Source organism: Pseudomonas sp. (assembly GCF_040514055.1).
Classification (GTDB): domain Bacteria; phylum Pseudomonadota; class Gammaproteobacteria; order Pseudomonadales; family Pseudomonadaceae; genus Aquipseudomonas.
Window position 1 is genome coordinate 24,570 of sequence record NZ_JBEVDL010000041.1, and the last position, 24,573, is coordinate 49,142.

Annotated in this window: 25 protein-coding genes; 12 read left to right on the plus strand and 13 right to left on the minus strand. The window is 65.5% G+C overall.

Annotation, left to right across the window (positions count from 1 at the left end):
• Positions 1-11 precede the first annotated feature (11 nt).
• Positions 12-770: a helix-turn-helix domain-containing protein gene (locus ABWY06_RS10560; RefSeq protein ID WP_353925527.1), complete on the minus strand. Its 759-nt coding sequence runs from the start codon at positions 768-770 to the stop codon at positions 12-14.
• Between the two features lie 187 nt (positions 771-957).
• Here ABWY06_RS10560 and ABWY06_RS10565 point away from each other — a divergent pair, with 187 nt between their 5' ends.
• Together ABWY06_RS10565 and ABWY06_RS10570 are read left to right on the plus strand one after the other, a co-directional pair.
• Positions 958-1,782, plus strand: a complete 825-nt coding sequence (locus tag ABWY06_RS10565; protein ID WP_353925528.1) for a UDP-2,3-diacylglucosamine diphosphatase — start codon at positions 958-960, stop codon at positions 1,780-1,782.
• Complete coding sequence (locus ABWY06_RS10570) at positions 1,779-2,825, plus strand: glycosyltransferase family 4 protein (RefSeq protein WP_353925529.1); 1,047 nt, start codon at positions 1,779-1,781, stop codon at positions 2,823-2,825. The genes ABWY06_RS10565 and ABWY06_RS10570 overlap by 4 nt, the downstream gene beginning before the upstream one ends.
• Here the strand turns inward: ABWY06_RS10570 and ABWY06_RS10575 are convergent.
• Complete coding sequence (locus ABWY06_RS10575; RefSeq protein WP_353925530.1) at positions 2,815-4,203, minus strand: adenylate/guanylate cyclase domain-containing protein; 1,389 nt, start codon at positions 4,201-4,203, stop codon at positions 2,815-2,817. The two genes, ABWY06_RS10570 and ABWY06_RS10575, sit on opposite strands and share 11 nt — an antisense overlap.
• 186 nt (positions 4,204-4,389) lie before the next feature.
• Positions 4,390-4,707: an Mpo1-like protein gene (locus ABWY06_RS10580; RefSeq protein ID WP_353925531.1), complete on the minus strand. Its 318-nt coding sequence runs from the start codon at positions 4,705-4,707 to the stop codon at positions 4,390-4,392.
• 141 nt (positions 4,708-4,848) lie between these two features.
• On the opposite strand from ABWY06_RS10580, the gene ABWY06_RS10585 reads away from it, so the two are divergent.
• Positions 4,849-5,871 (plus strand): AraC family transcriptional regulator, encoded by a 1,023-nt coding sequence (locus ABWY06_RS10585; protein WP_353925532.1) that lies wholly within the window; start codon positions 4,849-4,851, stop codon positions 5,869-5,871.
• A 425-nt stretch (positions 5,872-6,296) separates the two neighbouring features.
• On the opposite strand, the gene ABWY06_RS10590 is transcribed toward ABWY06_RS10585, so the two are convergent.
• Together ABWY06_RS10590 and ABWY06_RS10595 are read right to left on the minus strand one after the other, a co-directional pair.
• On the minus strand, positions 6,297-7,751 hold the full coding sequence (locus tag ABWY06_RS10590; RefSeq protein WP_353925533.1) for a TrkH family potassium uptake protein: 1,455 nt from the start codon (positions 7,749-7,751) through the stop codon (positions 6,297-6,299).
• Positions 7,752-7,845: 94 nt separating this feature from the next.
• Positions 7,846-9,300 carry a TrkH family potassium uptake protein gene (locus tag ABWY06_RS10595; RefSeq protein WP_353925534.1) on the minus strand — a complete coding sequence of 485 codons (1,455 nt, stop codon included), beginning with the start codon at positions 9,298-9,300 and terminating at the stop codon, positions 7,846-7,848.
• Between the two features lie 157 nt (positions 9,301-9,457).
• Here ABWY06_RS10595 and ABWY06_RS10600 point away from each other — a divergent pair, with 157 nt between their 5' ends.
• Positions 9,458-10,030, plus strand: coding sequence for a nitroreductase family protein (locus ABWY06_RS10600; RefSeq protein ID WP_353925535.1), 573 nt, complete (start codon positions 9,458-9,460; stop codon positions 10,028-10,030).
• A 1-nt stretch (position 10,031) separates the two neighbouring features.
• Here the strand turns inward: ABWY06_RS10600 and ABWY06_RS10605 are convergent, their stop codons facing one another.
• From ABWY06_RS10605 to ABWY06_RS10630, 6 genes are all read right to left on the minus strand, one after another.
• Positions 10,032-11,360 carry a sensor histidine kinase gene (locus tag ABWY06_RS10605; RefSeq protein ID WP_353925536.1) on the minus strand — a complete coding sequence of 443 codons (1,329 nt, stop codon included), beginning with the start codon at positions 11,358-11,360 and terminating at the stop codon, positions 10,032-10,034.
• Positions 11,361-11,437: 77 nt separating this feature from the next.
• The gene (locus ABWY06_RS10610) at positions 11,438-11,851 is read right to left on the minus strand and encodes an LTXXQ domain protein (protein ID WP_353925537.1); all 414 of its coding nucleotides are present in this window, start codon (positions 11,849-11,851) and stop codon (positions 11,438-11,440) included.
• A 109-nt stretch (positions 11,852-11,960) separates the two neighbouring features.
• A complete protein-coding gene (locus ABWY06_RS10615; protein ID WP_353925538.1) occupies positions 11,961-12,638 on the minus strand; it encodes a response regulator transcription factor in 678 nt (225 codons plus the stop codon).
• 7 nt (positions 12,639-12,645) lie between these two features.
• The gene (locus ABWY06_RS10620) at positions 12,646-13,050 is read right to left on the minus strand and encodes a translation initiation factor 2 (IF-2, GTPase) (protein WP_353925539.1); all 405 of its coding nucleotides are present in this window, start codon (positions 13,048-13,050) and stop codon (positions 12,646-12,648) included.
• Between the two features lie 42 nt (positions 13,051-13,092).
• The gene (locus ABWY06_RS10625) at positions 13,093-13,392 is read right to left on the minus strand and encodes a YciI family protein (protein ID WP_353925540.1); all 300 of its coding nucleotides are present in this window, start codon (positions 13,390-13,392) and stop codon (positions 13,093-13,095) included.
• A 1-nt stretch (position 13,393) separates the two neighbouring features.
• On the minus strand, positions 13,394-13,996 hold the full coding sequence (locus ABWY06_RS10630) for a septation protein A (RefSeq protein WP_353925541.1): 603 nt from the start codon (positions 13,994-13,996) through the stop codon (positions 13,394-13,396).
• A 179-nt stretch (positions 13,997-14,175) separates the two neighbouring features.
• Here ABWY06_RS10630 and ABWY06_RS10635 point away from each other — a divergent pair, with 179 nt between their 5' ends.
• The 5 genes from ABWY06_RS10635 to scpB all read left to right on the plus strand — a co-directional run bounded on the left by ABWY06_RS10635 (position 14,176) and on the right by scpB (position 18,877).
• Positions 14,176-15,039 carry a PHP domain-containing protein gene (locus ABWY06_RS10635; protein WP_353925542.1) on the plus strand — a complete coding sequence of 288 codons (864 nt, stop codon included), beginning with the start codon at positions 14,176-14,178 and terminating at the stop codon, positions 15,037-15,039.
• Positions 15,040-15,052: 13 nt separating this feature from the next.
• On the plus strand, positions 15,053-15,682 hold the full coding sequence (locus ABWY06_RS10640) for an L-threonylcarbamoyladenylate synthase (protein WP_353925543.1): 630 nt from the start codon (positions 15,053-15,055) through the stop codon (positions 15,680-15,682).
• Between the two features lie 62 nt (positions 15,683-15,744).
• On the plus strand, positions 15,745-16,959 hold the full coding sequence (locus tag ABWY06_RS10645) for a tryptophan--tRNA ligase (protein WP_353925544.1): 1,215 nt from the start codon (positions 15,745-15,747) through the stop codon (positions 16,957-16,959).
• A 136-nt stretch (positions 16,960-17,095) separates the two neighbouring features.
• Positions 17,096-17,911, plus strand: coding sequence for a segregation and condensation protein A (locus ABWY06_RS10650; protein WP_502948184.1), 816 nt, complete (start codon positions 17,096-17,098; stop codon positions 17,909-17,911).
• 6 nt (positions 17,912-17,917) lie between these two features.
• Positions 17,918-18,877: an SMC-Scp complex subunit ScpB gene (gene scpB, locus ABWY06_RS10655; protein ID WP_353925545.1), complete on the plus strand. Its 960-nt coding sequence runs from the start codon at positions 17,918-17,920 to the stop codon at positions 18,875-18,877.
• A 341-nt stretch (positions 18,878-19,218) separates the two neighbouring features.
• Here the strand turns inward: scpB and ABWY06_RS10660 are convergent, their stop codons facing one another.
• Both ABWY06_RS10660 and gap read right to left on the minus strand, forming a co-directional pair.
• The gene (locus ABWY06_RS10660) at positions 19,219-19,683 is read right to left on the minus strand and encodes a methylglyoxal synthase (RefSeq protein ID WP_353925546.1); all 465 of its coding nucleotides are present in this window, start codon (positions 19,681-19,683) and stop codon (positions 19,219-19,221) included.
• Between the two features lie 118 nt (positions 19,684-19,801).
• Complete coding sequence (gene gap / locus ABWY06_RS10665; RefSeq protein ID WP_353925547.1) at positions 19,802-20,803, minus strand: type I glyceraldehyde-3-phosphate dehydrogenase; 1,002 nt, start codon at positions 20,801-20,803, stop codon at positions 19,802-19,804.
• 127 nt (positions 20,804-20,930) lie between these two features.
• On the opposite strand from gap, the gene edd reads away from it, so the two are divergent.
• The 3 genes from edd (at position 20,931) to ABWY06_RS10680 (ending at position 24,568) form a co-directional block, all read left to right on the plus strand.
• Positions 20,931-22,757: a phosphogluconate dehydratase gene (gene edd / locus ABWY06_RS10670; protein WP_353925548.1), complete on the plus strand. Its 1,827-nt coding sequence runs from the start codon at positions 20,931-20,933 to the stop codon at positions 22,755-22,757.
• Entirely contained in the window at positions 22,754-23,710 is a 957-nt protein-coding gene (locus ABWY06_RS10675) for a glucokinase (protein ID WP_353925549.1), read from the plus strand. Before edd ends, ABWY06_RS10675 begins: the two co-directional genes overlap by 4 nt.
• A 120-nt stretch (positions 23,711-23,830) precedes the next feature.
• Entirely contained in the window at positions 23,831-24,568 is a 738-nt protein-coding gene (locus tag ABWY06_RS10680; RefSeq protein ID WP_353925550.1) for a response regulator, read from the plus strand.
• The last annotated feature ends 5 nt before the right edge of the window (positions 24,569-24,573 follow it).

Consider the following 24,573-nt stretch of genomic DNA (forward strand, 5'->3'; position numbering starts at 1 on the left):
CTGTCGCACGGCTAATGGGTTTTGTCGCGGGACTCGCGGCGCAGCGCACTGGGGGTCTGGCCGAAGGCGCGCAGCAGGGCGGCGCTAAACGCGCTTTGCGACGCGTAGCCGACCTGGGCGGCCACCTCGCCGAGCGGCAGGCGGCTTGCGCAGAGTAATTGCCGGGCCCGCTGCAGGCGGCGCTGGCGAACATAGTCCATGGGCGTCTGTCCGGTTTCCTCGAGAAAACGGATATGAAAGCGCGCCACCGAAAGCCCGCTCAGGCGCGCCAGGTCGGCGACCTGCAACGGGTGGCCAACATGCTGGTCGACATAGGCGTCCAGCGCCGCCAGCGGCAAGCCGCAAGGCGGCGCCTCGCGCTCACCCACCAGGCTGGCGAGCAACAGCGCGGCTCCTTGTTGGGCAATCACCCCGTCCTGCAGCTGGCTGGCGGCGAGCCAATTGACCAGTTGCCCCTGGCGTGGGTTCAGGCTGAACGCGCTGGGGCGTTCCAGCAGGCGCTGGCTGGCCGAGGCATGGTCGCCCAGGCGTTGTTGCAGCCATTCGGCCGAGGGTACATCCAGTACCAGGCATTCACTGCCGCCGGTGCTGCCGCACGCATGCTGGGTATCGCAAGGCACCACGGCCAGGGTCTGGCAGGTCACCTGGCTACCGAAACCGGCGACTTCGAAGTCCAACTGGCCGCGCAGGCCAAACACCAACTGGGCGTGGTCGTGGCGGTGGGCGATGCGGTCATGACGGTAGCGGCGCAGGGAAAGTATCGAATGCATCAGGGGTTCCTCGGTGCAGGTCCCCAGTCTACCCGTGGAATGCCCGCCGATTGCGCCGCCGGGCAAAAATACCGGGCAGTCCACGGCGATTGCTGCGCCTGCCTGTCACAGGCCTGCTGCGGGACTGTCACGGCGCGGTCATGGGGCCGGTGCAAGCTCGGGCCAAACCCGCCGGAGGCCTCCCTCGATGAGTAGCGCTCAGCTCGCCATGCCCAGCCGCAAACAACGGGTGCGCACCCTGTGGATATCGGATGTCCACCTGGGCACCCGGGACTGTCAGGCCGAACACCTGGCGCGGTTTCTCAAGCGCTACCAGGCCGATCAACTGTATCTGGTGGGCGATATCATCGATGGCTGGAAGCTGCGCAGCGGCATCTATTGGCCGCAGGCCCATACCAATGTGCTGCGCCGACTGCTGACGCTAAGCAAGCGGGGTACTGAGGTGATCTACGTCACCGGCAATCACGACGAGTTTCTGCGGCGCTATTCCAGCCTGGTGCTGGGCAATATCCGCCTGGTCGACGAGGCCGAGCATACGACAGCCGATGGCCGTCGGCTGTTGGTGATCCATGGTGACCAGTTCGATGTGATCACCCGCTACCACCGCTGGTTGGCCTTTCTGGGCGATTCGGCCTACGAGTTCACCCTGACCCTCAATCGCTGGCTCAACCACTGGCGCAGCCGCTGGGGCTACGGCTACTGGTCGCTGTCGGCGTACCTCAAGCACAAGGTCAAAAGCGCGGTGAACTTCATCAGCGACTTTGAGCAGGCGATCGCTCACGAATGTCAGAAACGGGGTTTCAACGGGGTGATCTGCGGCCATATCCACCACGCCGAGATCCGCGCCATGGGGGAGGTGGAGTATATGAACTGCGGCGATTGGGTCGAATCCTGCACGGCGCTGATCGAGCATCTCGACGGCAGCATCGAATTGTATCGACTGGCCGACGATCAGCAGCGACAGGCCGCGCAGGCCGCCCAGCGCGAGGCCGCAGTGGAGCCGGTGTTGTGAGGATACTGCTGGTCAGCGACGCCTGGCTGCCCCAGGTCAACGGTGTGGTGACCTGCCTGCAGGCACTGATGGTGGAGTTGCAGGCGCTTGGGCACAAGGTGCGTCTGCTGTCGCCCCAGGACTTTCGCACCTGCCCCTGTCCCACTTATCCGCAGATCCCCCTGGCCTGGGACCTATGGCAGGTGGGCCGGATGATTGGCGACTTCGCCCCCGACTGCGTGCACCTGGCGACCGAGGGGCCGCTTGGCTGGGCCGCCCGGCGCTGGTTGCTCAAGCGCGACCTGGCCTTCAGCAGCGCGGTGCACACGCGCTTTCCCGAATACCTGAACAGTCGCTGGCGCGGCTTCCCCTTGGCCTGGGGCTACGCCTATCTGCGGGCCTTCCACCGGCCCAGTCGCGCCGTCTTGGTGAGCACCCCGCGGATGATCGACGCGCTGGGCGCGGAGGGTCTGCGCAATCTGGTGGTCTGGTCCAAAGGGGTCGACACCGGGTTGTTCCAGCCCGGCTGGGAGCCTGCTGCACAGGCCAGGCCGGTGTTTCTCTGCGTCGGACGGCTGGCCCCGGAAAAAAACCTGGAAGCGTTTTTGCGCCTCGATCTGCCCGGTGAAAAATGGTTGGTTGGGGACGGCCCGGCGCGCGAGACGCTGCAGGCGCGCTACCCCGAAGCGCGCTTCTTCGGGTCTTTGCACGGGCAGGCGCTGGCCGCGGCCTATCGAGCGGCTAGCGTGCTGGTCTTTCCGTCACGGACCGATACCCTGGGCCTGGTCATGCTCGAAGCCCTGGCCTGCGGCACGCCTGTGGCCGCCTTTGCGGTGAGCGGGCCGCTGGATCTGCTGGAGCAGGGCGTGACCGGGATCCTGGACGAGGATCTGGGTCGGGCGTGCCGCGCGGCACTGCATCTGGACCGCGCAGCGTGCGCCGCATCGGCCCTGCAGCAGGGATGGCGGGCCAGCGCCTTGCAGTTCCTGGCTCGCCAGACCCTGCTCGACGGCGCCCGCGGCGCCAACGCAGCGGCGCCGCTGGACGCTCCGGTTAGAGAATGACCTTGTCGCGCAGCTTCTCGGCGGCCTGGTTAAGCGCCTGGATGACCTTTTCCTTGTCGAAATTCTGGATGCCGTTGGTATCCAGGTACATGGAAAAGCCCGGCAATTCATGTTCGAAGTAACTGGAGGACGCGCCCAGGTCGCGGCGGAAATCCACCACCTGATAGATCTGCACCGGGCGGGAGAAGCCCTTGACGGTGATCTGACCCTTGTCGCGGCACATGATCACGTCCTTGACCAGGGAGTAGGTCTCGTGGGAGATCAGGATCTCACCGGATTCGGCGGCGCTCTCCAGACGGCTGGCGAGATTAACGTCCCGGCCGATGATGGTGTAGTCCATGCGTGTGTCAGCGCCGAAGTTGCCTACGGTGCAATAGCCGGTGTTCAGCCCCATGCGGATTTCCAGCGGCTTGGTAATGCCCTGGGCGCGCCACTGCTGACGCAGCACTTTCATGTGCTTGCGCATGGTAATGGCCATCGACACGGCGGCCACGGCATCGCGTTTGGCGCCGTGACTGGCCGGGTCGCCGAAGAACACCATCACGCAGTCGCCGATGAATTTGTCGATCGTGCCGCCATACTTGAGGGTGATTTTCGACATCTCGTTCAGGTAAGTATTGAGCAGATCGGTGAGGGCTTCGGCTTCCAGCTCCTCAGCCAGCTCGGTAAAGCCCTTGATATCAGAAAAGAACACCGTGAGTTTTTTGCGCTGGGTCTCCAGGCGCACACTCTTCTTGCCGCTGAAGATCGACTCCCAGACCTGGGGAGACAGGTACTTCGCCAGGTTGCGCGCCAGGCGGGCGGCCTTTTCCTGCTCGCGTTTGACCTCCACCCTGGCCAAGCCGAGGCGCAGGCCCTGCTGGTGAACGAAGTAGGCGGTGATGCAGATGTACAGCGTGGTGAACAGGACACTGACCAGCGCCACCAGCGTCGGCGTGGCAGCCTTCAATTCCGGTCGAATGATGACGCTGGTCAGCACCATGCTGCTGACCGCCACCAGCAGCGACAGGCCCAGGTGGCGTAACCCGCCGATGATCAATGCGCTGAAACTGAGGATCAGCAGGAACATCAGGCTGGGAACCACGCAGAACCCGAGCAGCACCGCCGCGCCACCGGCATGCATCGAGTCGATGAACAGCAGGGCCAGGTTGGTCTGGTGGGGGTGATCGCGTTTGAAACCCCGGCTCAGCTGGTGGGCCAGGTGCGGGTAGAGCAGGGCGTAGGGCACGATCCAGAGAATGTCGTAGCTGAAGTACTGCACATAAGTGCCGGCGGCGATGCTGGCGGCCGTGGCAATGTAGGCCAGCACCCGCGAGTAATACTCGCGCAGCGGCGGGGTGGGCAGACCTTGAAGGCGGTCGGAAGAGGCTGACTTCATCAAATGCTTACAATCCCTGCAGGGTTTTTTGACGCCTCGACTGGGCGTCCAGATCCACTGCAATAGCTGAGCCATGCAGGCATCCGGTGCGGGATCATAACCAAGCGGTTGCCGGGCAGCCAACTACGACCGCCGAAAGGCGCTATATCCGCGATGACTCAACCGTTGTCGTCGCGATTACCGACTTCAGAAGCGAATGCGGCCGGTCAAGGCGTCCTTGAGCATCACCCAATCGCCCAGCAGGCTGTAGAGCGGGTACTGGAACGTGGCTGGTCGGTTCTTTTCAAAGATGAAATGGCCGACCCAGGCGAAGCCGTAGCCCAGCAGCGGGATAAACAGCAGCAAGGCCCAACGCTGGCTAAACAGGACATAGCCGATAAGGCCCAGGATCAGCAGGCTGCCGGCATAGTGCAGACGGCGGCAGACCATGTTGCTGTGCTGCTCCAGGTAAAACGGGTAAAAATCGGCAAACCGGGTATAACGCTCGACACCGTGCGGTTTCATGCTTCCCCCTCCTGTCTGTGGGTCATCACAGTGTAGGGCGACTGTCCTGCTGGGCCAGTGACATTGGGCGCCACTTTAGTATCCTTGTCCGCCAGCCCCTCCCGGGCCCGCTGGCCGATCCCACTCAAACAAGAAGGCGCCATGAGCGAACGTACCACCTCCTCGAGCTGGGCCCTGGGTATCGTCCAGGGCCTGGAAATGGGCGGCGTCGATTGCCGCAGCCTGTTCGTCGAACTGGCGTTGGATTACCAGGCCTTGCAGGACCCGGATGCCCGATTCCCCCAGGATCGCATGACCCGCTTGTGGGAACGCGCGGTGGAGCTGTCCGGTAACCCGGCCATCGGGTTGAACATGGCCAAGGTCGTGCGTCCCGCGTCGTTCCACGTGGTGGGTTATGCGCTGATGTCCAGCCGCACGCTGACCGAAGGCTTTGCCCGCCTGGTGCGTTACCAGCGGATCATCGGCGAAGGCGCCGACCTGAGTTTCCGCCCGCTGCCCGAAGGTTATGCGCTGACGCTGGCGATCCACGGTGACCGTCTGGCGCCGGCCCGGCAGAGTGCCGAGGCGTCACTGGCTTACGCCTTGGCGTTTTGCCGCTGGATGACCGGTAAAACCATACGCCCTGTGCGAGTCTGTTTCCAGGGGCCGCCGCCCGCCGACCTGCTGCCTTACCAGGAGGTCTTCCAGGCGCCCATCCAGTTCAATGCGCCGCACTACAGCCTGCTGTTCGAGCGGGCCGACATGGACGCGCCACTGCCCACCGCCAATGCGGCATTGGCGCAGTTGCATGATCGCTTCGCCGGCGAGTACCTGGCGCGTTTTTCCGAGAGCCGGGTGACGCACCAGGCCCGCCAGGTGCTGTGCCGGCTGTTGCCACAAGGCGAGCCCAAGCGTGATGCGGTGGCCCAGGCGCTGCACCTGTCCCAGCGCACCTTGCAGCGCCGCCTGCAGGAGGAGGGCACCAGTTTCCAGCAGTTGCTTGACGACACGCGTCGCGAACTGGCCCAGCAGTACCTGGCGCAGCCCAACCTGACCCTGCTGGAGGCCGCCTACCTGCTGGGCTTCGCTGACCCGAGCAACTTCTTTCGGGCCTTCCGCCGCTGGTTCGCCGCCACCCCGGGTGAGTACCGCCTGCGGCATCTGCAGGGACTTACCTCGCCCTGACCGGCGATGGGGGCGGGCAGTGGCGGTTGCAGCATGGGTATCGCTGCGCTCGACCGTATCCTACGGGTTAACGTGCCGTTGGGTCGTCAGCATGGGTATCGCTGCGCTCGACCGTATCCTACGGGTTAACGTGCTGTGGGGTAGTTCGGCATGGGTATCGCTGCGCTCGACCCATCCTACGGGCTGACGTGCTGTGGGGTAGTTCGGCATGGGTATCGCTGCGCTCGACCCATCCTACGGGCTAACGTGCTGTGGGGTAGTTCGGCATGGGTATCGCTGCGCTCAACCCATCCTACGGCTTCATTGGCGGTCGACGGGGGGATAAGCCAGGGGCGCAGGAGGATGGAGGGTGGCCTCGGCGCGTGGTTTAGCGCCAGCCCACCTGGGCTCTCATCCCCTGCCAGCTGGTCGGGTGTGCGCCCATCTCAGTGTCGCCAGAACGCCGGCATGCACAGCACCAGCACGGTAATGATTTCCAGGCGCCCGAGCAGCATGCCGAGTGACAGCAACCATTTGGCGCTGTCGGGCAGGCTGGCGAAGGTGCCGGCCGGGCCGATGATCGGTCCCATGCCCGGGCCCACACCCGACACCGTGCTGGCGGCGCCGCTCAGGGCGGTGATCCAGTCCAGGCCGCACAGGGTCAAGCCCAGGGCGAGCACCGCGATGGTGATGGTGAAAAAGAACGAAAAGGTCAGGATCGACCGTACGATGTCCTCGTCCAGGCGGTGGCGGTTGTATTGCTGCTTGATCACCGCGCGGGGATGCACCAGCTGCTGCAGGTTGGCCTTGAGCAGGATATAGGCCACCTGGAAACGGAAGATCTTCAGTCCGCCGGCGGTCGAGCCCGAGCATCCGCCGATAAACCCCAGGTAGAAAAACAACATGGCGGCAAAGCCGCCCCAGAGGCTGTAGTCGCCAAGGGCCAAGCCGGTGGTGGTCATGATCGAGGTGGTGTTGACCGCCACATGGCGGACCGCTTCCAGCCAGTGCAACTCGGTGGTCAGCCAGTACCAGGTGCCCAGCACCAGCCAGCTGCTCAACAGCAGGCCAAAAAAACCCCGTACCTGCTGGTCGTGCCACAGGGCGCGGTAGTTCCCCCGCAGCATCGACACATAGAGGACGAACGGTAGGCTGCCGAGGATCATCACCACCACCGCCACCCAATGCACCGCCGGTTGTGTCCAGTTGCCCAGGGAGCGGTCCGAGGTGGAGAAGCCGCCGGTGGAGATGGCTGACATGGCGTGGTTGATCGCGTCGAACAGGCCCATGCCCGCCGCCCAGAACCCCAGGAAACCCAACAGGCTGAGACCCAGGTACGCCACCACCATGTACTTGGCGACCATGTGCGAACGCGGCATGACCTTGTCCGAGCGGTCCGATGACTCGGTCTGGAACAGGCGCATGCCGCCGATACGCAGCATCGGCAGGATGGCCACCGCCATGGCGATAAAACCGATGCCCCCCAGCCAGTGCAGCAGTGAGCGCCAGATCAGGATGCCCGGTGACATGCCATCCAGGCCGCTGAGTACGGTCGCTCCGGTGGCGGTGATGCCCGACATGCTTTCGAAGAACGCATCGGTGTAGTCCATGTCCTGGCTGAACAGAAAGGGCAGCGCGGCGAAGATGGCCACCAGCACCCAGCTGGACACGGTCAGCAGGTACATGTCCCGTGGCCGCAGCTGGCTGCTGCCCGGCAGGCCCGGAATGACCAGTGCCAGACCGGTCAATAAGGTGATCAGGCTCGACCAGAGAAAGGCCTGAATGCCCTCGGTGCGCGCGAACAGCAGTTGCGTCAGCATCGGCACCACCATGGCGATGGCCAGGGTGATCAGGAAGATGCCGTTGATAAAACCGATGATGCGTAGAGTCGGCGACGCCATGAATGTGGGCTCTGGGAGGTAGTCGTCAGTCTAGTGGTCTTTAGTGGCCGCAGTACGGGGGCCGGGCGCCGTGGAGCGGCCGAGGGCGCGTCATTCAGTGTTTCCAGAAGGCCTTGGTGAACAACACCAGTACCGTGAGGATTTCCAGACGGCCCAGCAGCATACCGAGGGTCAGCAACCATTTTGCCGCATCCGGCAAGCTGGAAAAATTACCGGCTGGGCCAATGATCGGACCCAGGCCAGGGCCCACGTTACAGACCGCGGTGGCGGCACCGGTCAGCGCGGTGACCCAATCCAGGCCGAGCAGGGCCAGTCCCAGGGCAATAAAGCCGATGGTGACGGTGAAAAAAAACGAAAAGGTCACCAGCGAGCGGACGATATCCTCGTCCAGGTTATGGCCGTTGTACTGTTGCTTGATCACCGCACGCGGGTGTACCAGCTGTTGCAGGTTGGCCTTGAGCAGTACATAGGCGACCTGGAAACGAAAGATCTTCAGGCCGCCAGCGGTGGAGCCGGAACAGCCCCCGACAAAGGTCAGGTAGAAAAACAGCAGGATGGCAAAACTGCCCCATTGGGTGTAATCGCCCAGGGCGACGCCGGTGGTGGTGACAACCGAGGTGACATTGACCGCGACGATGCGCAGGGCATCTAGCCAGGCATGTTCGGAGTTTTGCCACAGCCAGGTGGCGAACACCAGCCAGGTCGCCAGCAGGAAACCGACAAAGCCGCGGACCTGGTGATCCTTGATCAGCGCGCGGCGGTGCCCGCGCAGCATGGCCACGTAAAGGGTGAAGGGCAGCGCGCCGAGCATCATAAACAGCACCGCCACCCAGTGCACCGCCGGCTGCGGCCAGTGCGCCAGGGACGCATCGGAGGTGGAAAAGCCGCCGGTGGAGATCATCGACATCGAGTGGTTGACCGCCTCGAAAGGGGTCATGCCGGCCAGCCAGAAACACAGGGTACCCAGGGCACTCAGGCCGACATAGACCAGCAATATGTACTTGGCCGCCATGTGCGAACGCGGCATCACCTTCTGGCCCCAATCCGAGGACTCGGTCTGGAACAGGCGCATGCCGCCGACCCGCAGCAGCGGCAGAATCGCCACCGCCATGCCGATAAAGCCGATGCCGCCCAGCCAATGCAGCATGGAGCGCCAGATCAGCAACCCGGGGGAGGCTGAGTCCAGCCCGGTCAGGATGGTCGCGCCCGTGGTAGTGATGCCGGACATGGTCTCGAAAAACGAATCGGTGTAGCTGATGTGCTGGATCAGCACCATGGGCAACGCGGCGAAGCAGCACACCACCACCCAGCTGGCGGTGGTCAGCAGGTACATGTCGCGGGGGCGCAACTGCGCGTGCTCAGGGCGTCCAGGCAGCATCAGGACCACGCCGGCAGCCAGGGTGATCAGGCTCGACCAGAGGAAGGCCAGGAGGTCGTCGGTACGGTCGAACGCCAGCAGGGTCAGCATGGGAATGACCATGCTCAGCGCCAGCGTGATCAGAAAGATGCCGAGGATAAATCCGATGATACGCAGCGTCGACAGGGCCATTAAGCCGGCTCGGCAGGAACGGAGCGCGCATTCTACCCGCAGCCCCGACAGACACGGAGCGATTTTTCCGGGGCGGTCAGTGCTCCGGTTGCGTTGTGTTCGGCGGCTCGCCGGCGGGATCGGCTAGAATGCCTGCTTCTTTTCCTGGAGGTGGTCAATGGAAGCTCTCGACGCCCTGCTCAATCGCGTATCGGCCCCGCGCCTGTGCGAGCCCGCACCGGATCACGGGCAGCGCGAGCTGTTGTTTCGCGCCGCGTTGCGTGCGCCGGACCACGGCCAGTTGCGCCCTTGGCGTTTTCTCACCGTAGAAGGCGAGGCCCGTGAACGCCTGGGTGAACTGCTGGTTGAAGCCGTATTGGCGGACAACCCGGCGGCGCCTGCCGAGGCCTTGAGCAAGGCCCGCGGCATGCCCCTGCGGGCGCCCTTGCTGGTGGTGGTGATCGCCCGCCCCCAGGCGCACCCCAAGGTACCGCAGCAGGAGCAGGTCCTGGCCGCGGCGTGCGCCGCCCATGCCATCCTGCTGGCGGCCTATGCCCAGGGCATAGGTGCGGTCTGGCGCACCGGCGAGTTGAGCTACAGTCCCCGGGTCGCAGCTGGCCTGGGCCTGGCGGACGGCGAGCAGGTCATCGCCTTTCTCTACCTGGGGACGCCGGAGCGCGAATTGCGGGTCGCGCCCGCACTGGATCCGGCGGATTTCGTCAGCGCCTGGTCCGCTCCGACGCTGAGCTAGTTCAGCTCGGCGGCGACGGAATCAACGGCAAGCTGAGGCGGGCGGTAAAACCACCTTGCGGGTGATTGTCCAGGTCCAGCCGGCCGCCATGGCGTTCGACCGCGCGGCGGGCAATCGCCAGGCCCAGGCCATGGCCTTCGCTGTCCTGCCCAGGTGCGCGAAAAAAAGGTTCGCCCAGGCGCGCCAGATGCTCCGGCTCGACCCCGGGACCATGGTCGCGCACGCTCAACACCACCTGGTCGCCCTGGCGTTGCGCGGACAGCTCGATCGGCCGCTCGCCGCCGTTGAAGCGCACGGCATTGCGCAGCAGGTTGTCCACGGCGCGTTCGAGCATCTCGGGCCAGCCCTGCAACGTCAGCCCGGCCGGGCAGTCGATCTGGATACGCTGTTGCGACGCGCTCAGCAGGGCCGTGTCCCGCAGTTGTGCCAGCAGGGTAGCCAGTTCCAGGGTACGCGCGGGACCCGGGTCGGCATCCAGGCGGGCGAGGGCCAGAATCTCGCTGATCAGGGCCTCCAGGCGGTCGCACTCGCGCACCAGGCGTGGCCATAGCCGTTCGCGCTCCTCGGCATTGGCGCGCTCGGCCAGGGCCAGGGCAATGCGCAGGCGGGTCAGCGGTGAGCGCAGCTCGTGGGAGACGTCCCGCAGCAGCTGGCGCTGGCTACCGATCAGGCCCTGCAGGCGCGCGCCCATGCGGTTGAAGTCCTTGGCCAACACGCCGAATTCGTCGCGTCGGTTGGCCAGCCGCGCCAGGCTGTTCTGTTGATAGCTGGTTTGTCCAAGGTCATGGACGGCGCCGCGCAGTCGCGCCAATGGGCGGGTGATCGACAGGGTCAGCAGCAGGCTGAGTACGGTCAGTACCACCAGGGCGATGCCCAGCGCGCTTAGTGGCCAGAGCCGGCTGTCGCGGTGCCAGGCGTCCAGCTCCGCGTGGGGGATGCGGTAGATCAGCAGGTAGCTCTGGCCGCTGACCGGGCTGCTGTACTCCTCGGCCAGGCGTCGCCAGGGCAGGCGTCGTGGGCTCTGGCGCGCCTCGAAGGCAGCCGCGCGCGGCGGAAAGGTCCCGGGTACCAGTGCCTGGCCATCGTCGTCGAGCACCTGCACATTGATATGGGAGGCTTGCCTGAGCTGCTCCAGGGCTTGTTGCGCAGCGGGCGCGCCCTGGGTTTCGTAGATTTGCGTCCAGCGCTGGGCCAACTGGTCCAGCGCCGGGTGATGATTAATGATCCAGGCGTCCTGGTTCAGTGCCCGCCCCAGTAGCAGGAAGAGCCCGGCTACCAGCGCGATGGCCAGCCAGAAACTGGCGAAGATGCGCCAGAATAATGATCGCACGACGGCTCCTTGAACGAGCGGACCCGCCGGCGTAGCGCCGGCGGGGCGAAACGAAGGCCTGGGGGCCAGGGGTGAGCTTACTGACTTTGATTGGCTTGCTGGGCTTTCCAGGCCTTGAACTCGGCCCGTTCGGCCCGGCGTTCGGCCATTTTCTGCAGCTGCTCGTCGAACGCCTTCTGTTGTTCGGGTTTGAGCAGCGCACGAATCTCGCCCTGGGTCTTGGTCTCGGCGGCCTTCAGGTCGGCTTGCAGCGCCTGTTGTTCGGCGGCGGGCAGCTTGTCCAGGTAACGCTGGGTAATTTCCTGGCGCGTGTGCATTTGCCCGCCCATCAACTTGCCGACCTGCTGGCGCTGCTCCTGGCTCAGGTCCAGTTCCTTGAACAGGTGACGGCCCTGGTGCTGGCCGTCCGGGCGATGGCCGTCGGCGGGCATCGCCAGGGCGATGGCGGGCAGGGTAGCGGTGAACAACAGGGCGATCAGGATCTTGCGCATGGTGAGGCTCCTTGGCTGGGGTCCGGTTGATTGCCGGATGTACCCAGTCTAGGGAGGCCTAGGTCAAGGGCGGTCAGGCAAGGGTAAAGCCTGGGTAAAGCTGTGCGGATCAGACGCTGTAGTAATAGCCCCGGCTGCGCAGCGCCAGGATGCGCGGACGGCCGTCCGGGTGCGGGCCAATCTTCTTGCGCAGGTTGCTGACATGCATGTCCAGGCTGCGATCGTAGAGGGTCAACTTGCGGCCCAGGGCCAGTTGCGCCAGCGCCTGTTTATCCACCGGTTCGCCAGGCTGCTGCAGCAAGGCCTCGAGCAAGCGGCTCTCGGACAGGGTCAACAGCACCTCCTGATCGCCGATGCTGACCACACCACGGGCCTGGCTGAAACTCAGGTCGCCCAGCGCCACCTGGCTTGAAGGTGTAGGTGCCGCGCTGCGGCGCAGAACGGCGCGCAAGCGTGCGGTCAGTTCCCGCGGGTCGCAGGGTTTGGCCAGGTAATCGTCCGCGCCCAGCTCCAGGCCGAGGATACGGTCCAGCGGCTCGCCGCGGGCGGACAACATCAGCACCGGCAGGTCGGGGTGGTCACTGCGCAGTTGCTTGAGCAATTCAAGGCCGCTGCCGTCGGGCAGCATCACGTCCAGTACCACCGCCGCCGGCGCCTGGTTCAGCAACGCCTGGCGGGCGCTGCCACCGTCATGGCAGGCGCTGACGACGAAGCCCTCCTGACTGAGCCAGCTGGCCAACAGTTCGCACAGCTCGCGGTCGTCGTCGATCAGCAGAAGGTCGTTCATAGGGGACTCAATTACTCCATTCGCGGCGCGATTTGCGTCGGCCGCGCAGCAAGGCGCCGAGCAGGGTCGCAGTCAGGGTGACTGCCGCGCCGAGGGCGAACCACAGCTGTTGTTCGGTAAGCAGGCGCGGCGGTTGCCCCGCTTGGGCTTCGCGCAGTTGCAGCTTGAGGCGCTGGTTGTCCTGGCGCAGGCGGACCAGCTGAGGGGTGTCGCGTCCGCTCTGCGCCAGCGCCGCCTGCAGCTGCAACGCCAGTTCGGCCCGTTGCCGTTCGCTTTCGGCCAGTTGTTGGACCAAGGCGTCGCTGGTGGGCGGTGCGGCACTGCCCGGCTCGGATTCAAGGGCCGGCTCGGCGCGCAGCGGCGAGGCCAGGCAGCACAGCAACAGCAGATGACGCAGCGGACCTGAGTGCATCGGAACTCCTCTGGACTGCCAGCGGTCGGCGATCGACCGGGGTTAGGGGAAGACCTGCTTGAAAGGTTTGACCAACACCTGGGCGTAGACGCCCGCGGCAACATAGGGGTCGCTGTCGGCCCAGGCTTGGGCGCTGGCGAGGGCGTCGAACTCGGCGACGATCAGGCTGCCGCTAAAACCGGCCGCGCCGGGGTCCAGGCTGTCCACCGCCGGGTGCGGCCCGGCCAATACCAGGCGGCCGGCATCCTGCAGCTGCTGGAGACGGGCCAGGTGTTGCGGTCGAGCCGCCAGGCGCTGGGGCAGGGAGTCGGCTGCATCGGTGGCAATGATCGCGTAGAGCATGTCAGTCCTTGTTCTCGCTGGGGGGAGAAGCTGCGTCGGTGTCGTGCAGGTGTCTGGCCAGGTACAGGCCCTGGCCGACCATAAAGAGCAAGGTCATGCCCAGGCTGCCGAAGACCTTGAAGTCGACCCAGATGCTTTGGAAGGTGAAGGCGACAAACAGATTGGCGGCGCCGCTGAAGATGAAAAATACGATCCAGGCCAGGTTCAGGCGCACCCAGATGGCGTCGGGCAACGTGATGGCGTGGCCCATCATGCGCTGGATCAGGGGCTTGTCGCCGATAAAATGGCTGCCGATAAAGGCCAGGGCGAACAGCCAGTTCACCACCGGCGCTTTCCATTTCAGGAAGGTTTCGCTGTGGAAGGCCAGGGTCAGGCTGCCGAAGACGAGGCAGGCGACCAGGGTCAGCCACTGGCTCTTCTCCAGCTTGCGCTGTTGAATAAGCAAGCCGCCGTAAACGAGCACCGAGCTGGCGATCAGCACCGCGGTGGCGCTGAAGATGCCGCCGAACTGATAGGTCTGACCAAACAGCTCCACGGCCCGGGGGTCGAGCTTGAACACGATAAAGAACAGCAGCAGCGGTATGAAGTCGATGAATTGTTTCACGGTGGCAGCCAGCAGCAGGATGTCCCGGCATAATAACAAACCAGACCCGGCACGAAACGCTGATCGACTCAGAGTTTGCGCCAGCCACCAGATGCTGCCCTGCCGAGCAGCCGCTACGCTGTGTTAACGCCAGGCCCGGGACGCGCTAGCACCCGTGCCGGGAACCAAGGAAACGCCCGATGACCGTCGATCTACATTGCCACAGCACCGCCTCCGATGGTGCGCTCGCCCCCGCCCTGGTGGTGGCGCGTGCCCACGAGCGCGGCGTGCGTCTGCTGGCCCTGACCGACCATGACACCCTGGAAGGCCTTGAGGAGGCTCACGCCGCGGCCCGCGAGCTGGGGCTGCAGTTGATCAACGGCATCGAGCTGTCCTGCCTGTGGGGTGGCGCAACCATCCATGTGCTGGGCTATGCCTTCGCCAGCCAGGCGCCTGCGCTGCAGCGCGCCATCGCCGAGCTGCATGGCGGGCGCTGGTTGCGCGCCGAGGAAATCGATCGGCGTCTGGCCGCCAAGGGCATGCCCGGGGCGCTGGAGGGCGCGCGCGCCATCCAGCAGGCCCTGGGCGACCGTGGTAACGCGCCAGCCCGACCGCATTTCGCCGATTTCCTGGTCCAGCAGGGCTATGTCAAGGACCGCGCCGAGGCGTTCCGCAAATGGCTGGGTTCGGGCAAGCTGGGTGACGTCAAGCAGCATTGGCCGAGCCTGGAGCAGACCCTGGAGACCTTGACCGAGGCGGGTGCCTGGATCAGCCTGGCCCATCCGATGCAATATGACTTTACCCGCAGCAAGCGGCGCAAGCTGATCGCCGCCTTTATCCAGGCCGGCGGTCATGCGCTTGAGGTGGTCAACGGCCTGCAACCGGCCGAACAGGTGGGCAGCCTGGCCACCCTGGTGCGCGAGTTCGGTATGCTGGCCAGCGTTGGCAGCGATTTTCATGCGCCCAGCGACTGGTCGGAGCTGGGCCTGTACCGTCCCTTACCCCTTGACCTGCCGCCGCTATGGGCGCGTTTCGATCATGACCAGCAGCCCGCAGCCCTTTGAACAGGGAGTTCCCGTGAGTCAATTTTTCCAGGTCCATCCGGACAATCCTCAGGCGCGCCTGATCAAGCAGGCGGTCGAGATCATCCGGGCGGGCGGTGTCGTGGTGTTTCCCACGGATTCGTCCTACGCGGTGGGCTGCCATATCGGTGACAAGAACGCCATCGAGCGCATTCGCCGTCTGCGCCAGTTGGACGACAAGCACAATTTCACCCTGATCTGCAGCGACCTGTCGCAGCTCGGCCTGTTCGCCAAGGTCGACACCGGCGCCTTTCGTCTGCTCAAAGCGCATACGCCGGGGCCTTACACCTTTATCCTCAGTGCCACCCGCGAAGTGCCGCGCATGTTGCTGCACGCCAAGCGCCGTACCATTGGCCTGCGCGTCCCGCGCCACCCGATCACCCAGGCGCTGCTCGAACAGCTGGGCGAGCCACTGATGAGCGTCAGCCTGATCATGCCCGGCGAGGTCCTTCCATTGAGCGATCCCTACGAGATGCGCCAGTTGCTGGAGCATCATGTGGACCTGATCATCGACGGCGGCTTCGGCGGCCTGGCGGCCTCCACCGTGGTCAACCTGTCCGACGGCGAGCCCGAGGTGATTCGGGTCGGCTGTGGCGATCCGTCGCCCTTTGCCGAGGGTGCTTGAGGCATGCCGGCACTTGGCATTTCGCCTTCGGCCATAGGCATGGAACCCCTGAGGGCGGGCTTATGAGCCTGGTCGATTCCCAGCGCCGGGTGTTGTCCGGCATGCGGCCCAGCGGTTACCTGCACCTGGGGCACTACCAGGGGGTATTGAAAAACTGGGTGCGGCTGCAGCACGAATACGACTGTTTTTTCTGCATCGTCGATTGGCACGCACTGACCACCGACTACGACGACGTCGGGCAGATTTCCCAGCAGGTCATGGCCATGGCAGTGGACTGGCTGGCCGCCGGGGTCAGCCCCAGCTCGGCCACCCTGTTTATCCAGTCCCAGGTGCCGGAACACGCGGAATTGCAGCTGTTGCTGTCAATGATCTGCCCGCTCAGTTGGTTGGAACGGGTGCCGTCCTACAAGGAACAGCAGGAGCAGTTGCACACCAAGGACCTGGGCACCTATGGTTTTCTCGGTTATCCCTTGCTGCAGGCGGCTGACATCCTGCTGTACCGCGCGGGGCTGGTGCCGGTGGGCGCGGACCAGTTGCCGCACATCGAGTTCGCCCGGGACGTGGCGCGACGCTTCAACCATTTGTACGGGCGTGAGCCGGGTTTTGCCGTCAAGGCCGAGGCGGCCATCCTCAAACTGGGCAAGAAAACCGCCAAACTCTATAACGGCTTGCGCAAGGCGTTCCAGGAGCAGGGTGATGTCGAGGCCCTGGAGACCGCCCGGGCGCTGCTCAAGGAGGTGCAGAACCTGACCCTGGGCGACCGCGAGCGGTTGTTCGGCTACCTGGATGGCGGCGGTCGGGTGCTGCTGCCCGAGCCGCAGGCGCTGCTTGGCGCGGCCCCGCGGCTGACTGGCCTGGATGGCCAGAAAATGGCCAAGTCCAATGACAACGCGATTTTCCTGCGCGACGCGCCGGCCGAGGTGGAGGAGAAGATCCGCCGCATGCCTACCGACCCGGCGCGGGTGCACCGCAGTGATCCCGGCGAGCCGCAGCGTTGCCCGGTCTGGGCGCTGCACGGGGTTTACTCCGGCGAAGCCACTGGCCAGTGGGTGCAGCAGGGTTGCCGCAGCGCCAGTATCGGCTGCCTGGAGTGCAAGGCGCCGTTGGCGGCGGCGATTCAGGCCGAACTGATTCCCCTGCAGCAGCGCGCCGAGGAGTACCAGAGCAGCCCAGACCTGGTGCGTGGCATTCTCGCCGAAGGCGCCGAACGGGCCCGGGACCAGGCCCGCGAGACCCTGGTCGAGGTGCGCCAGGCCATGGGCCTGAGTTACCGCTGACGGGGTAGCAGTGGGTGTAAACTGGCTTTTTTGCGCGGTCGGCCTTTGGCCATTGCGCCAACTCGAGCGGGCCGCGTGTTCAGCGGCCTGCTACTTTCGCGGTTCTGCCGCATCGACCGAGAGACCGATTCCATCCATGTCGTCCGCCCCGCCCGATCCGCAGGCCAGTGCCCAGCAGGAATTGCCCTTCGCCCTGGTCTATGGCCAGGCGGTGACCGAACTGCCACTGGACCTGTATATCCCGCCGGATGCCCTGGAAGTCTTTCTCGAGGCCTTCGAAGGGCCGCTGGACCTGCTGCTGTACCTGATCCGCAAGCAGAACATCGATATCCTCGATATCCCGGTGGCCGAGATCACTCGCCAGTACATGGGATACGTGGAACTGATGCACAGCGTGCGCCTGGAGCTCGCCGCCGAGTACCTGGTGATGGCGGCGATGCTGGCGGAGATCAAGTCGCGCATGCTGCTCCCGCGCTCGGCGGAGGTCGAGGACGAAGAGGACGACCCACGTGCCGAGCTGATCCGTCGCCTGCAGGAATACGAGCGCTACAAGGCGGCGGCCGAAGGTATCGACGGCTTGCCACGGGTCGGCCGTGATTCCCGGGTGCCGCAGCTGGACGCCCCTCAGGCGCGGGCCCGGCAACTGTTGCCGACGGTCAGCCTGGAAGAGCTGCTGGTATCCATGGCCGAGGTCCTGCGCCGCGCCGACATGTTCGAAAGCCACCAGGTGACCCGCGAGGCGCTGTCGACCCGCGAGCGCATGAGCGAAGTGCTGGAGCGGCTCAAGGGCGGCGCCTTTGTACCCTTTGTCGCCCTGTTTACCGCGCAGGAGGGGCGCCTCGGAGTGGTGGTCACTTTTATGGCCGTGCTCGAGCTGATCAAGGAATCCCTGGTCGAGTTGGTGCAGAACGAGGTCTTTGGCCCTATCCATGTACGTGCACGAGCCGAGTAGCGCGCGATGAACCTGACCGATCCCCGCGAGCTGGCCTCGCTGCTGGAAGCCTTTCTGCTCGCCTCGGGCAAACCCCACTCGCTGGAGCGCCTGGTCGAGTTGTTCGACGAAACCGAGCGGCCGGATCTGCCGGTGTTCAAAAAAGCCTTGGTGTTGCTCGGCAAGTCTTGCGAGGGGCGGGCCTTCGAACTGAAGGAGGTAGCCTCCGGATACCGCCTGCAGGTGCGGGAAAAATACGCGCCCTGGGTCGGGCGGCTGTGGGAGGAGCGGCCGCAGCGTTACTCGCGGGCGATGCTGGAGACCCTGGCGCTGATCGCCTACCGGCAACCGATCACCCGCGGCGAGATCGAGGAGATCCGCGGTGTGGCGGTCAACAGCCATATCGTCAAGACCTTGCTCGAGCGGGAGTGGGTCAGGGTGGTGGGCTACCGCGACGTACCTGGCAAGCCGGCGATGTTCGCCACTACCCGGCAGTTTCTCGATCATTTCAACCTCAAGAGCTTGGACGAGCTGCCACCCCTGGCCGCCTTGCGCGAGCTGGAGCCTGAACCCATGCTGGCCTTCGATGAAGACCTGCCGGTGCCTGCCGGTCTGCAGGCCCGGGCCGATGCCGCTGCAGGCGAGGGTGAGGGGGACGCGAGCGAACCGAGGGAGGAAACCAGTTTCCGCAGCCTGCTGGCCGAACTCGACGATATGGAGCAGGGCCTGAAGATCGATTTCCAGGACCTGCCCGAGGAGGCCTTCGAGACGCTGGGCGGAGCGATCGGGGTGCCGGCGTTACCTGCAGGCGAGTCACCCGAACAGCCCCCCGGACAGGCCGCAGAGCCGCCGGACCTGAGCGACCCCGTCGAGCCCGCAGCGGTGGGCGCAACCGGGGTAGCGGCGGCGGACGAGGCATTCGACGAGGCGGCCGAGCTGGAGCGGGCCATGGCCGAGGAACGGCTGGCCCAGGCGGAGGAGCGCTAGGGGATACACCCGCGGGCGTGCTGAGTCAGGGCCTTCGCGGGCATGGCCCGCCCTTACGATGCGGAGGTGCCGCCGTTTTTGTGTCCCGCCACGGCCCTGGTCAGCCCGTTGAATTCTTCACCCCGACCTCGTCATACCCGCGCAAGCGAGTATCCAGGTGCGTCGACCAGGTTCCCGCCCGTACGCGCCTGCGGTGCACGCCGCTGAATCGTGCCAGACAGGATTGCCGCCTTCGCGGGAATGACCAATAAGCGACCTTCCGCCTGGGTGCCGGCGCTTCAGCGGGTGGGGTGGACGGCTCCTTCTGCGCAAGGCGCTGCGCGCGCCATGGCCAGCGACGCCTAACTGCGCGCCTCCAGGTACTGCTGATAGTCGGGAATCCGGCAGGCATGGGCGACGTCCAGCAGCGGGCTGCTGAGCAGGTAGTCGGCGCTACTTTCGTTGCAGGCCACCGGGATATTCCAGACCGCCGCGACCCGCAGCAAGGCCTTGATGTCCGGGTCGTGGGGCTGTTGTTCGAACGGGTCCCAGAAGAACACCAGCAGGTCCACGCGGCGCTCGGCGATGCGCGCGCCGAGTTGCTGGTCGCCGCCTAACGGGCCGCTGAGCATGCATTCCACCGGCAGATCCAGGCGCCGGCTCAGCAGCAGGCCGGTGGTGCCGGTGGCGAGCAACTGGTGTCTCGCCAGCCGTTCGCGTTGGCATTCGCTCCAGTCCAGCAGGAATTCCTTACAGTGGTCGTGGGCCACCAGCGCGATGCGTTTTTGCGCCGGCAGCTGCGCGGTGGTGAACGACAGCGGCTTCATGGGGCGGTTCTCCGAGGTGACGAGTGATAACGAGGCCGGGGGGAGGCGGTGTGGCGGACGATCTTGGTTTTTCGCGGCCGTGGGTCCCTCCTACGCACGGCCGGGCGCCTGGTCGCTGTCAGGGCGCGTCGCACAGCGCCATGCAAGTATCGAGCATGCGGTTGGAGAAACCCCACTCGTTGTCGTACCAGGCCATGACCTTGAGCAGCTTGCCGCTGGTCTTGGTGTGGTTGGCGTCGAAGATCGACGACAGCGGGTTGTGGTTGAAGTCGCACGACACCAGCGGCAGGCTGTTGTAGCCCAGCACGCTGGAATGCTGGCTGGCGCCGTGCAGCAGGGCGTTGACCTGCTCGGCGCTGGTTTCGCGGCGCAGCTGCAGGGTCAGGTCGATCAGCGAGACATTGATCACCGGTACGCGCACGGCCATGCCGGTGAGTTTGCCGGCCAGCTCCGGCAGCACCAGGCCGACCGCCTCGGCGGCGCCGGTCTTGGTCGGAATCATCGACTGGGTGGCCGAGCGCGCGCGGTAAGGATCGCTGTGATAGACATCGGAGAGGTTCTGGTCATTGGTGTAGGCATGGATGGTGGTCATCAGGCCGTGTTCGATGCCCAGCTCGCGGTGCAGCACCTGGGCCACCGGTGCCAGGCAGTTGGTGGTGCAGGAGGCATTGGAGATAATGCGATGGGACTGGCGCAGCAGGTCATGATTGACGCCGTAGACCACGGTCAGGTCGGCGCCTTTGGCCGGCGCGGAAATGATCACCCGGCCGGCGCCGGCCTCGAGGTGCGCGGCGGCGCGCTCGCGCTCGGTGAACAGCCCGGTGCACTCGAAGACCACGTCCACCCGCTGGGCCTTCCAGGGCAGCTCGGCGGGGTTGCGAATGGCGCTGACGGCGATCCGGTCGCCGTTGATCAGCAGGTGTTCCTGATCGTGCTCGACGCTGCCGTCAAAAATGCCGTGCACACTGTCGTACTTGAAGAGGTGGGCATTGATGGCGCAGTCGCCCAGGTCGTTGATCGCCACCACCTGTAGGCGCTGGCGGTAGGCTTGACTGTAAAGCGCGCGGAGCACGTTGCGACCGATGCGGCCGAAACCGTTGATGGCGATGCGCAGTGTCATGGTGAGTTCTCATTTTTGTTGTTTGAATTACAAGATTATTCTCGTTGTTCTAGAAATCAAGCGTTTTAAGTGGCAGAATTTTGTTAAAGCTACAAACTAATCCATTCGTTCGCCTGGAGTTCCTGACATGCATCCCCGCGTACTTGAGGTCACTGACCGCCTGATCGCCCGCAGCCGTGCGACCCGCGAACGCTACTTGGCGCTGATCCGCGGTGCCGCCAGCGACGGGCCGCAACGCGGCAAGTTGCAGTGCGCCAATTTTGCCCATGGCGTGGCTGGTTGTGGCAGCGACGACAAGCAGACCCTGCGCCTGATGCAGGCCGCCAACGTGGCGATCGTCTCGTCCTATAACGACATGCTTTCGGCCCACCAGCCCTATGAGCACTACCCCGAGCAGATCAAACGGGCCCTGCGCGAAATCGGTTCGGTCGGCCAGTTCGCCGGTGGCGTGCCGGCCATGTGCGACGGGGTGACCCAGGGCGAGCCGGGCATGGAGCTGGGCATCGCCAGCCGCGAGGTGATCGCCCTGTCCACCGCGGTGGCGCTGTCGCATAACATGTTCGATGCGACCTTGTGCCTGGGCATCTGCGACAAGATCGTCCCTGGGCTGCTGATGGGCGCCTTGCGTTTCGGTCACCTGCCGACCCTGTTCGTGCCCGGTGGGCCGATGCCGTCCGGGCTGTCGAACAAGGCCAAGGCCGACGTGCGTCAGCGCTACGCCGAGGGCAAGGCCAGCCGCGAGGAATTGCTGGAAGCCGAGATGGGGGCCTACCACAGCCCCGGCACCTGCACCTTCTACGGCACCGCCAACACCAATCAATTGCTGATGGAAGTGATGGGCCTGCACCTGCCGGGCGCCTCCTTCGTCAACCCCTACACGCCGCTGCGCGACGCCCTGACCCACGAGGCGGCGCAGCAGGTGACGCGCCTGACCCGCGCCGGCGGGCAGTTCACGCCGCTGGGCGAGATCGTCGACGAACGTTGCCTGGTCAATTCCATCGTCGCCCTGCATGCCACTGGCGGCTCGACCAACCACACCCTGCATATGCCGGCGATCGCCCGCGCGGCCGGGATCCAGCTGACCTGGCAGGACATGGCCGACCTTTCCGCCGTGGTGCCGACCCTGGCCCACGTCTACCCCAACGGCAAGGACGACATCAACCACTTCCAGGCTGCCGGCGGCATGGCCTTTTTGATCCGCGAACTGCTCGATGGCGGGCTGTTGCACGACAACGTCAATACCGTGGCCGGCCCGGGCCTGCGCCGCTATACCCAGGAGCCTTTCCTCGCCGAGGGTCGTCTGGTCTGGCGCGACGGACCGACCAGCAGCCTCGATGAAAAAGTCCTGCGGCCCCTGGCGCGGCCATTTTCCGCCGAAGGCGGCCTGCGGGTGATGACCGGCAACCTTGGCCGTGGGGTGATGAAGGTGTCCGCGGTGGCCCCCGAGCACCAGGTGGTCGAAGCGCCTGCCCGGGTCTTTCAGGACCAGCAGGCGTTGGCCGAGGCCTTCAAAGCCGGTGAACTGGAATGCGACATGGTGGCGGTGATGCGTTTTCAGGGCCCGCGCTGCAACGGCATGCCGGAGTTGCACAAGATGACGCCCTTTCTCGGGGTGCTGCAGGACCGTGGTTTCAAGGTCGCGCTGGTCACCGACGGGCGCATGTCCGGGGCATCGGGCAAGATTCCCGCGGCCATCCACGTCTGCCCCGAGGCCTTCGACGGCGGTCCGCTGGCCCGGGTGCGCGACGGCGACATCATCCGCGTGGACGGCGTCAACGGCGAGTTGCAGGTGCTGGTGGACGAGGCCGAATGGGCCGCCCGCACGCCTGCCGAGTCGCTGATCGACAGCGGTGAAGGCTGTGGCCGCGAGCTGTTTTCCTTTATGCGCCTGGCCTTCAGCTCGGCCGATCAGGGTGCCAGCGCCTTTACCCAGAGCCTGGAGGCCCTGAAATGAAGTTGGCGCTGGTCGGCGACATCGGCGGCACCAATGCCCGCTTCGCCCTGTGGCGCGACAACGGCCTAGAGGCGGTCCAGGTCCTCAGCGTGGCCGAGTACGCCGATCCGGAGCAGGCGGTGCTGGCCTACCTGGGCGCCCTCGGGCTGCCCCTGGGGGCGGTGACGGCCGTGTGCCTGGCGTGCGCCGGCCCGGTCAGCGGCGACGAGTTTCGTTTTACCAACAACCATTGGCGCCTGAGCCGCCAGGCCTTCTGCCGGGCGCTGCAGGTCGAGACCCTGCTGCTGGTCAACGATTTTTCCGCCATGGCCCTGGGCATGACCCGCCTGCAGGAGCACGAGCGCCTGCTGGTCTGTCCGGGCGAGGCCGAGCCCCTGCGCCCGGTGGTGGTGGTCGGGCCGGGCACCGGCTTGGGGGTGGGCACCCTGCTCGACCTCGGCGGAGGTCGCTGGACGGCGCTGCCTGGGGAGGGCGGGCATGTCGACTTGCCGATCGGCACCCTGCGCGAAGAATCCCTGTGGAAATACCTGCTGATGCAGCTCGGTCATGTGCGTGCCGAGGATGTGCTCAGTGGCAGCGGCCTGCTGCTGCTGTACCGGGCCAGCTGCGCCCTGGACGGCCGGCCGGCGCGCTGGGATTCGCCGGCCCAGGTCACCGCCGCGGCGCTGGCCGGAGAAGCGGACGCGGTGGCGGTGCTCGATCAGTTCTGCTGCTGGCTCGGCCGGGTGGCCGGCAACAATGTGCTGACCCTGGGCGCGCGGGGTGGCGTCTACATCGTCGGCGGCGTGGTGCCGCGCTTCGCCGAGTTCTTTCGAGTCAGCGGTTTTGCCCGCTGTTTCGCCGACAAGGGCTGCATGAGCGATTACCTGCACCGCGTGCCAGTGTGGCTGGTGACGGCGCCGTACCCGGGGCTGGAGGGGGCGGGCGTGGCACTGCAGCAACAGCTGGCATGAGCGCGGGCTGTGCGCCGGTCCTGGGCGCATCGCCGCGCGACGCGGTAAGCTCCCTGTCCAGTACGGGCCGGCCAGACCGGGCCGCCTATCACCCCTGACAGGCAATTAAGGACGGCGGTTGTGAGCCAAACGGGCAAATCGATTCTATTGGTGGACGACGACCAGGAGATCCGCGAGCTGCTGCAGGCCTACCTCAGTCGCGCCGGTTTCCAGGTGCGCACCGTGGCCGACGGCGCCGGGTTTCGTCAGGCGCTGAGCGACGAGCCCGCCGACCTGGCGATCCTCGACGTGATGCTGCCCGACGAGGACGGCTTCAGCCTGTGCCGCTGGGTACGCCAGCACCCGCGCCTGGCCCAGGTACCGATCATCATGCTGACCGCCAGTTCCGACGAGGCCGACCGGGTGATCGGCCTGGAGCTGGGCGCCGACGACTACCTGGGCAAGCCCTTCAGTCCCCGCGAGCTGCAAGCGCGCATCAAGGCCCTGCTGCGCCGGGCGCAGTTCGGCCAGGAGCGCGGCCGAGGCGAGGTCCTGGCCTTCGACGAGTGGCGGCTGGACATGGTCAGCCATCGGCTGTTCAACCTCGATGGCGAGGAAGTGCTGCTGTCGGGGGCCGATTTTGCCCTGCTCAAGCTGTTCCTCGACCATCCCCAGCAGATCCTCGACCGGGACACCATCGGCAATGCCACCCGTGGCCGCGAGCTGATGCCCCTGGAGCGCATCGTCGACATGGCGGTCAGCCGCCTGCGGCAGCGCCTGCGTGACACCGGCAAGGCGCCGCGGCTGATCCGCACCGTCCGCGGCAGCGGCTACCTGCTGGCGGCCACTGTCAGCGCCCACGCCGGTGAGGCCCGTTGAGGCGG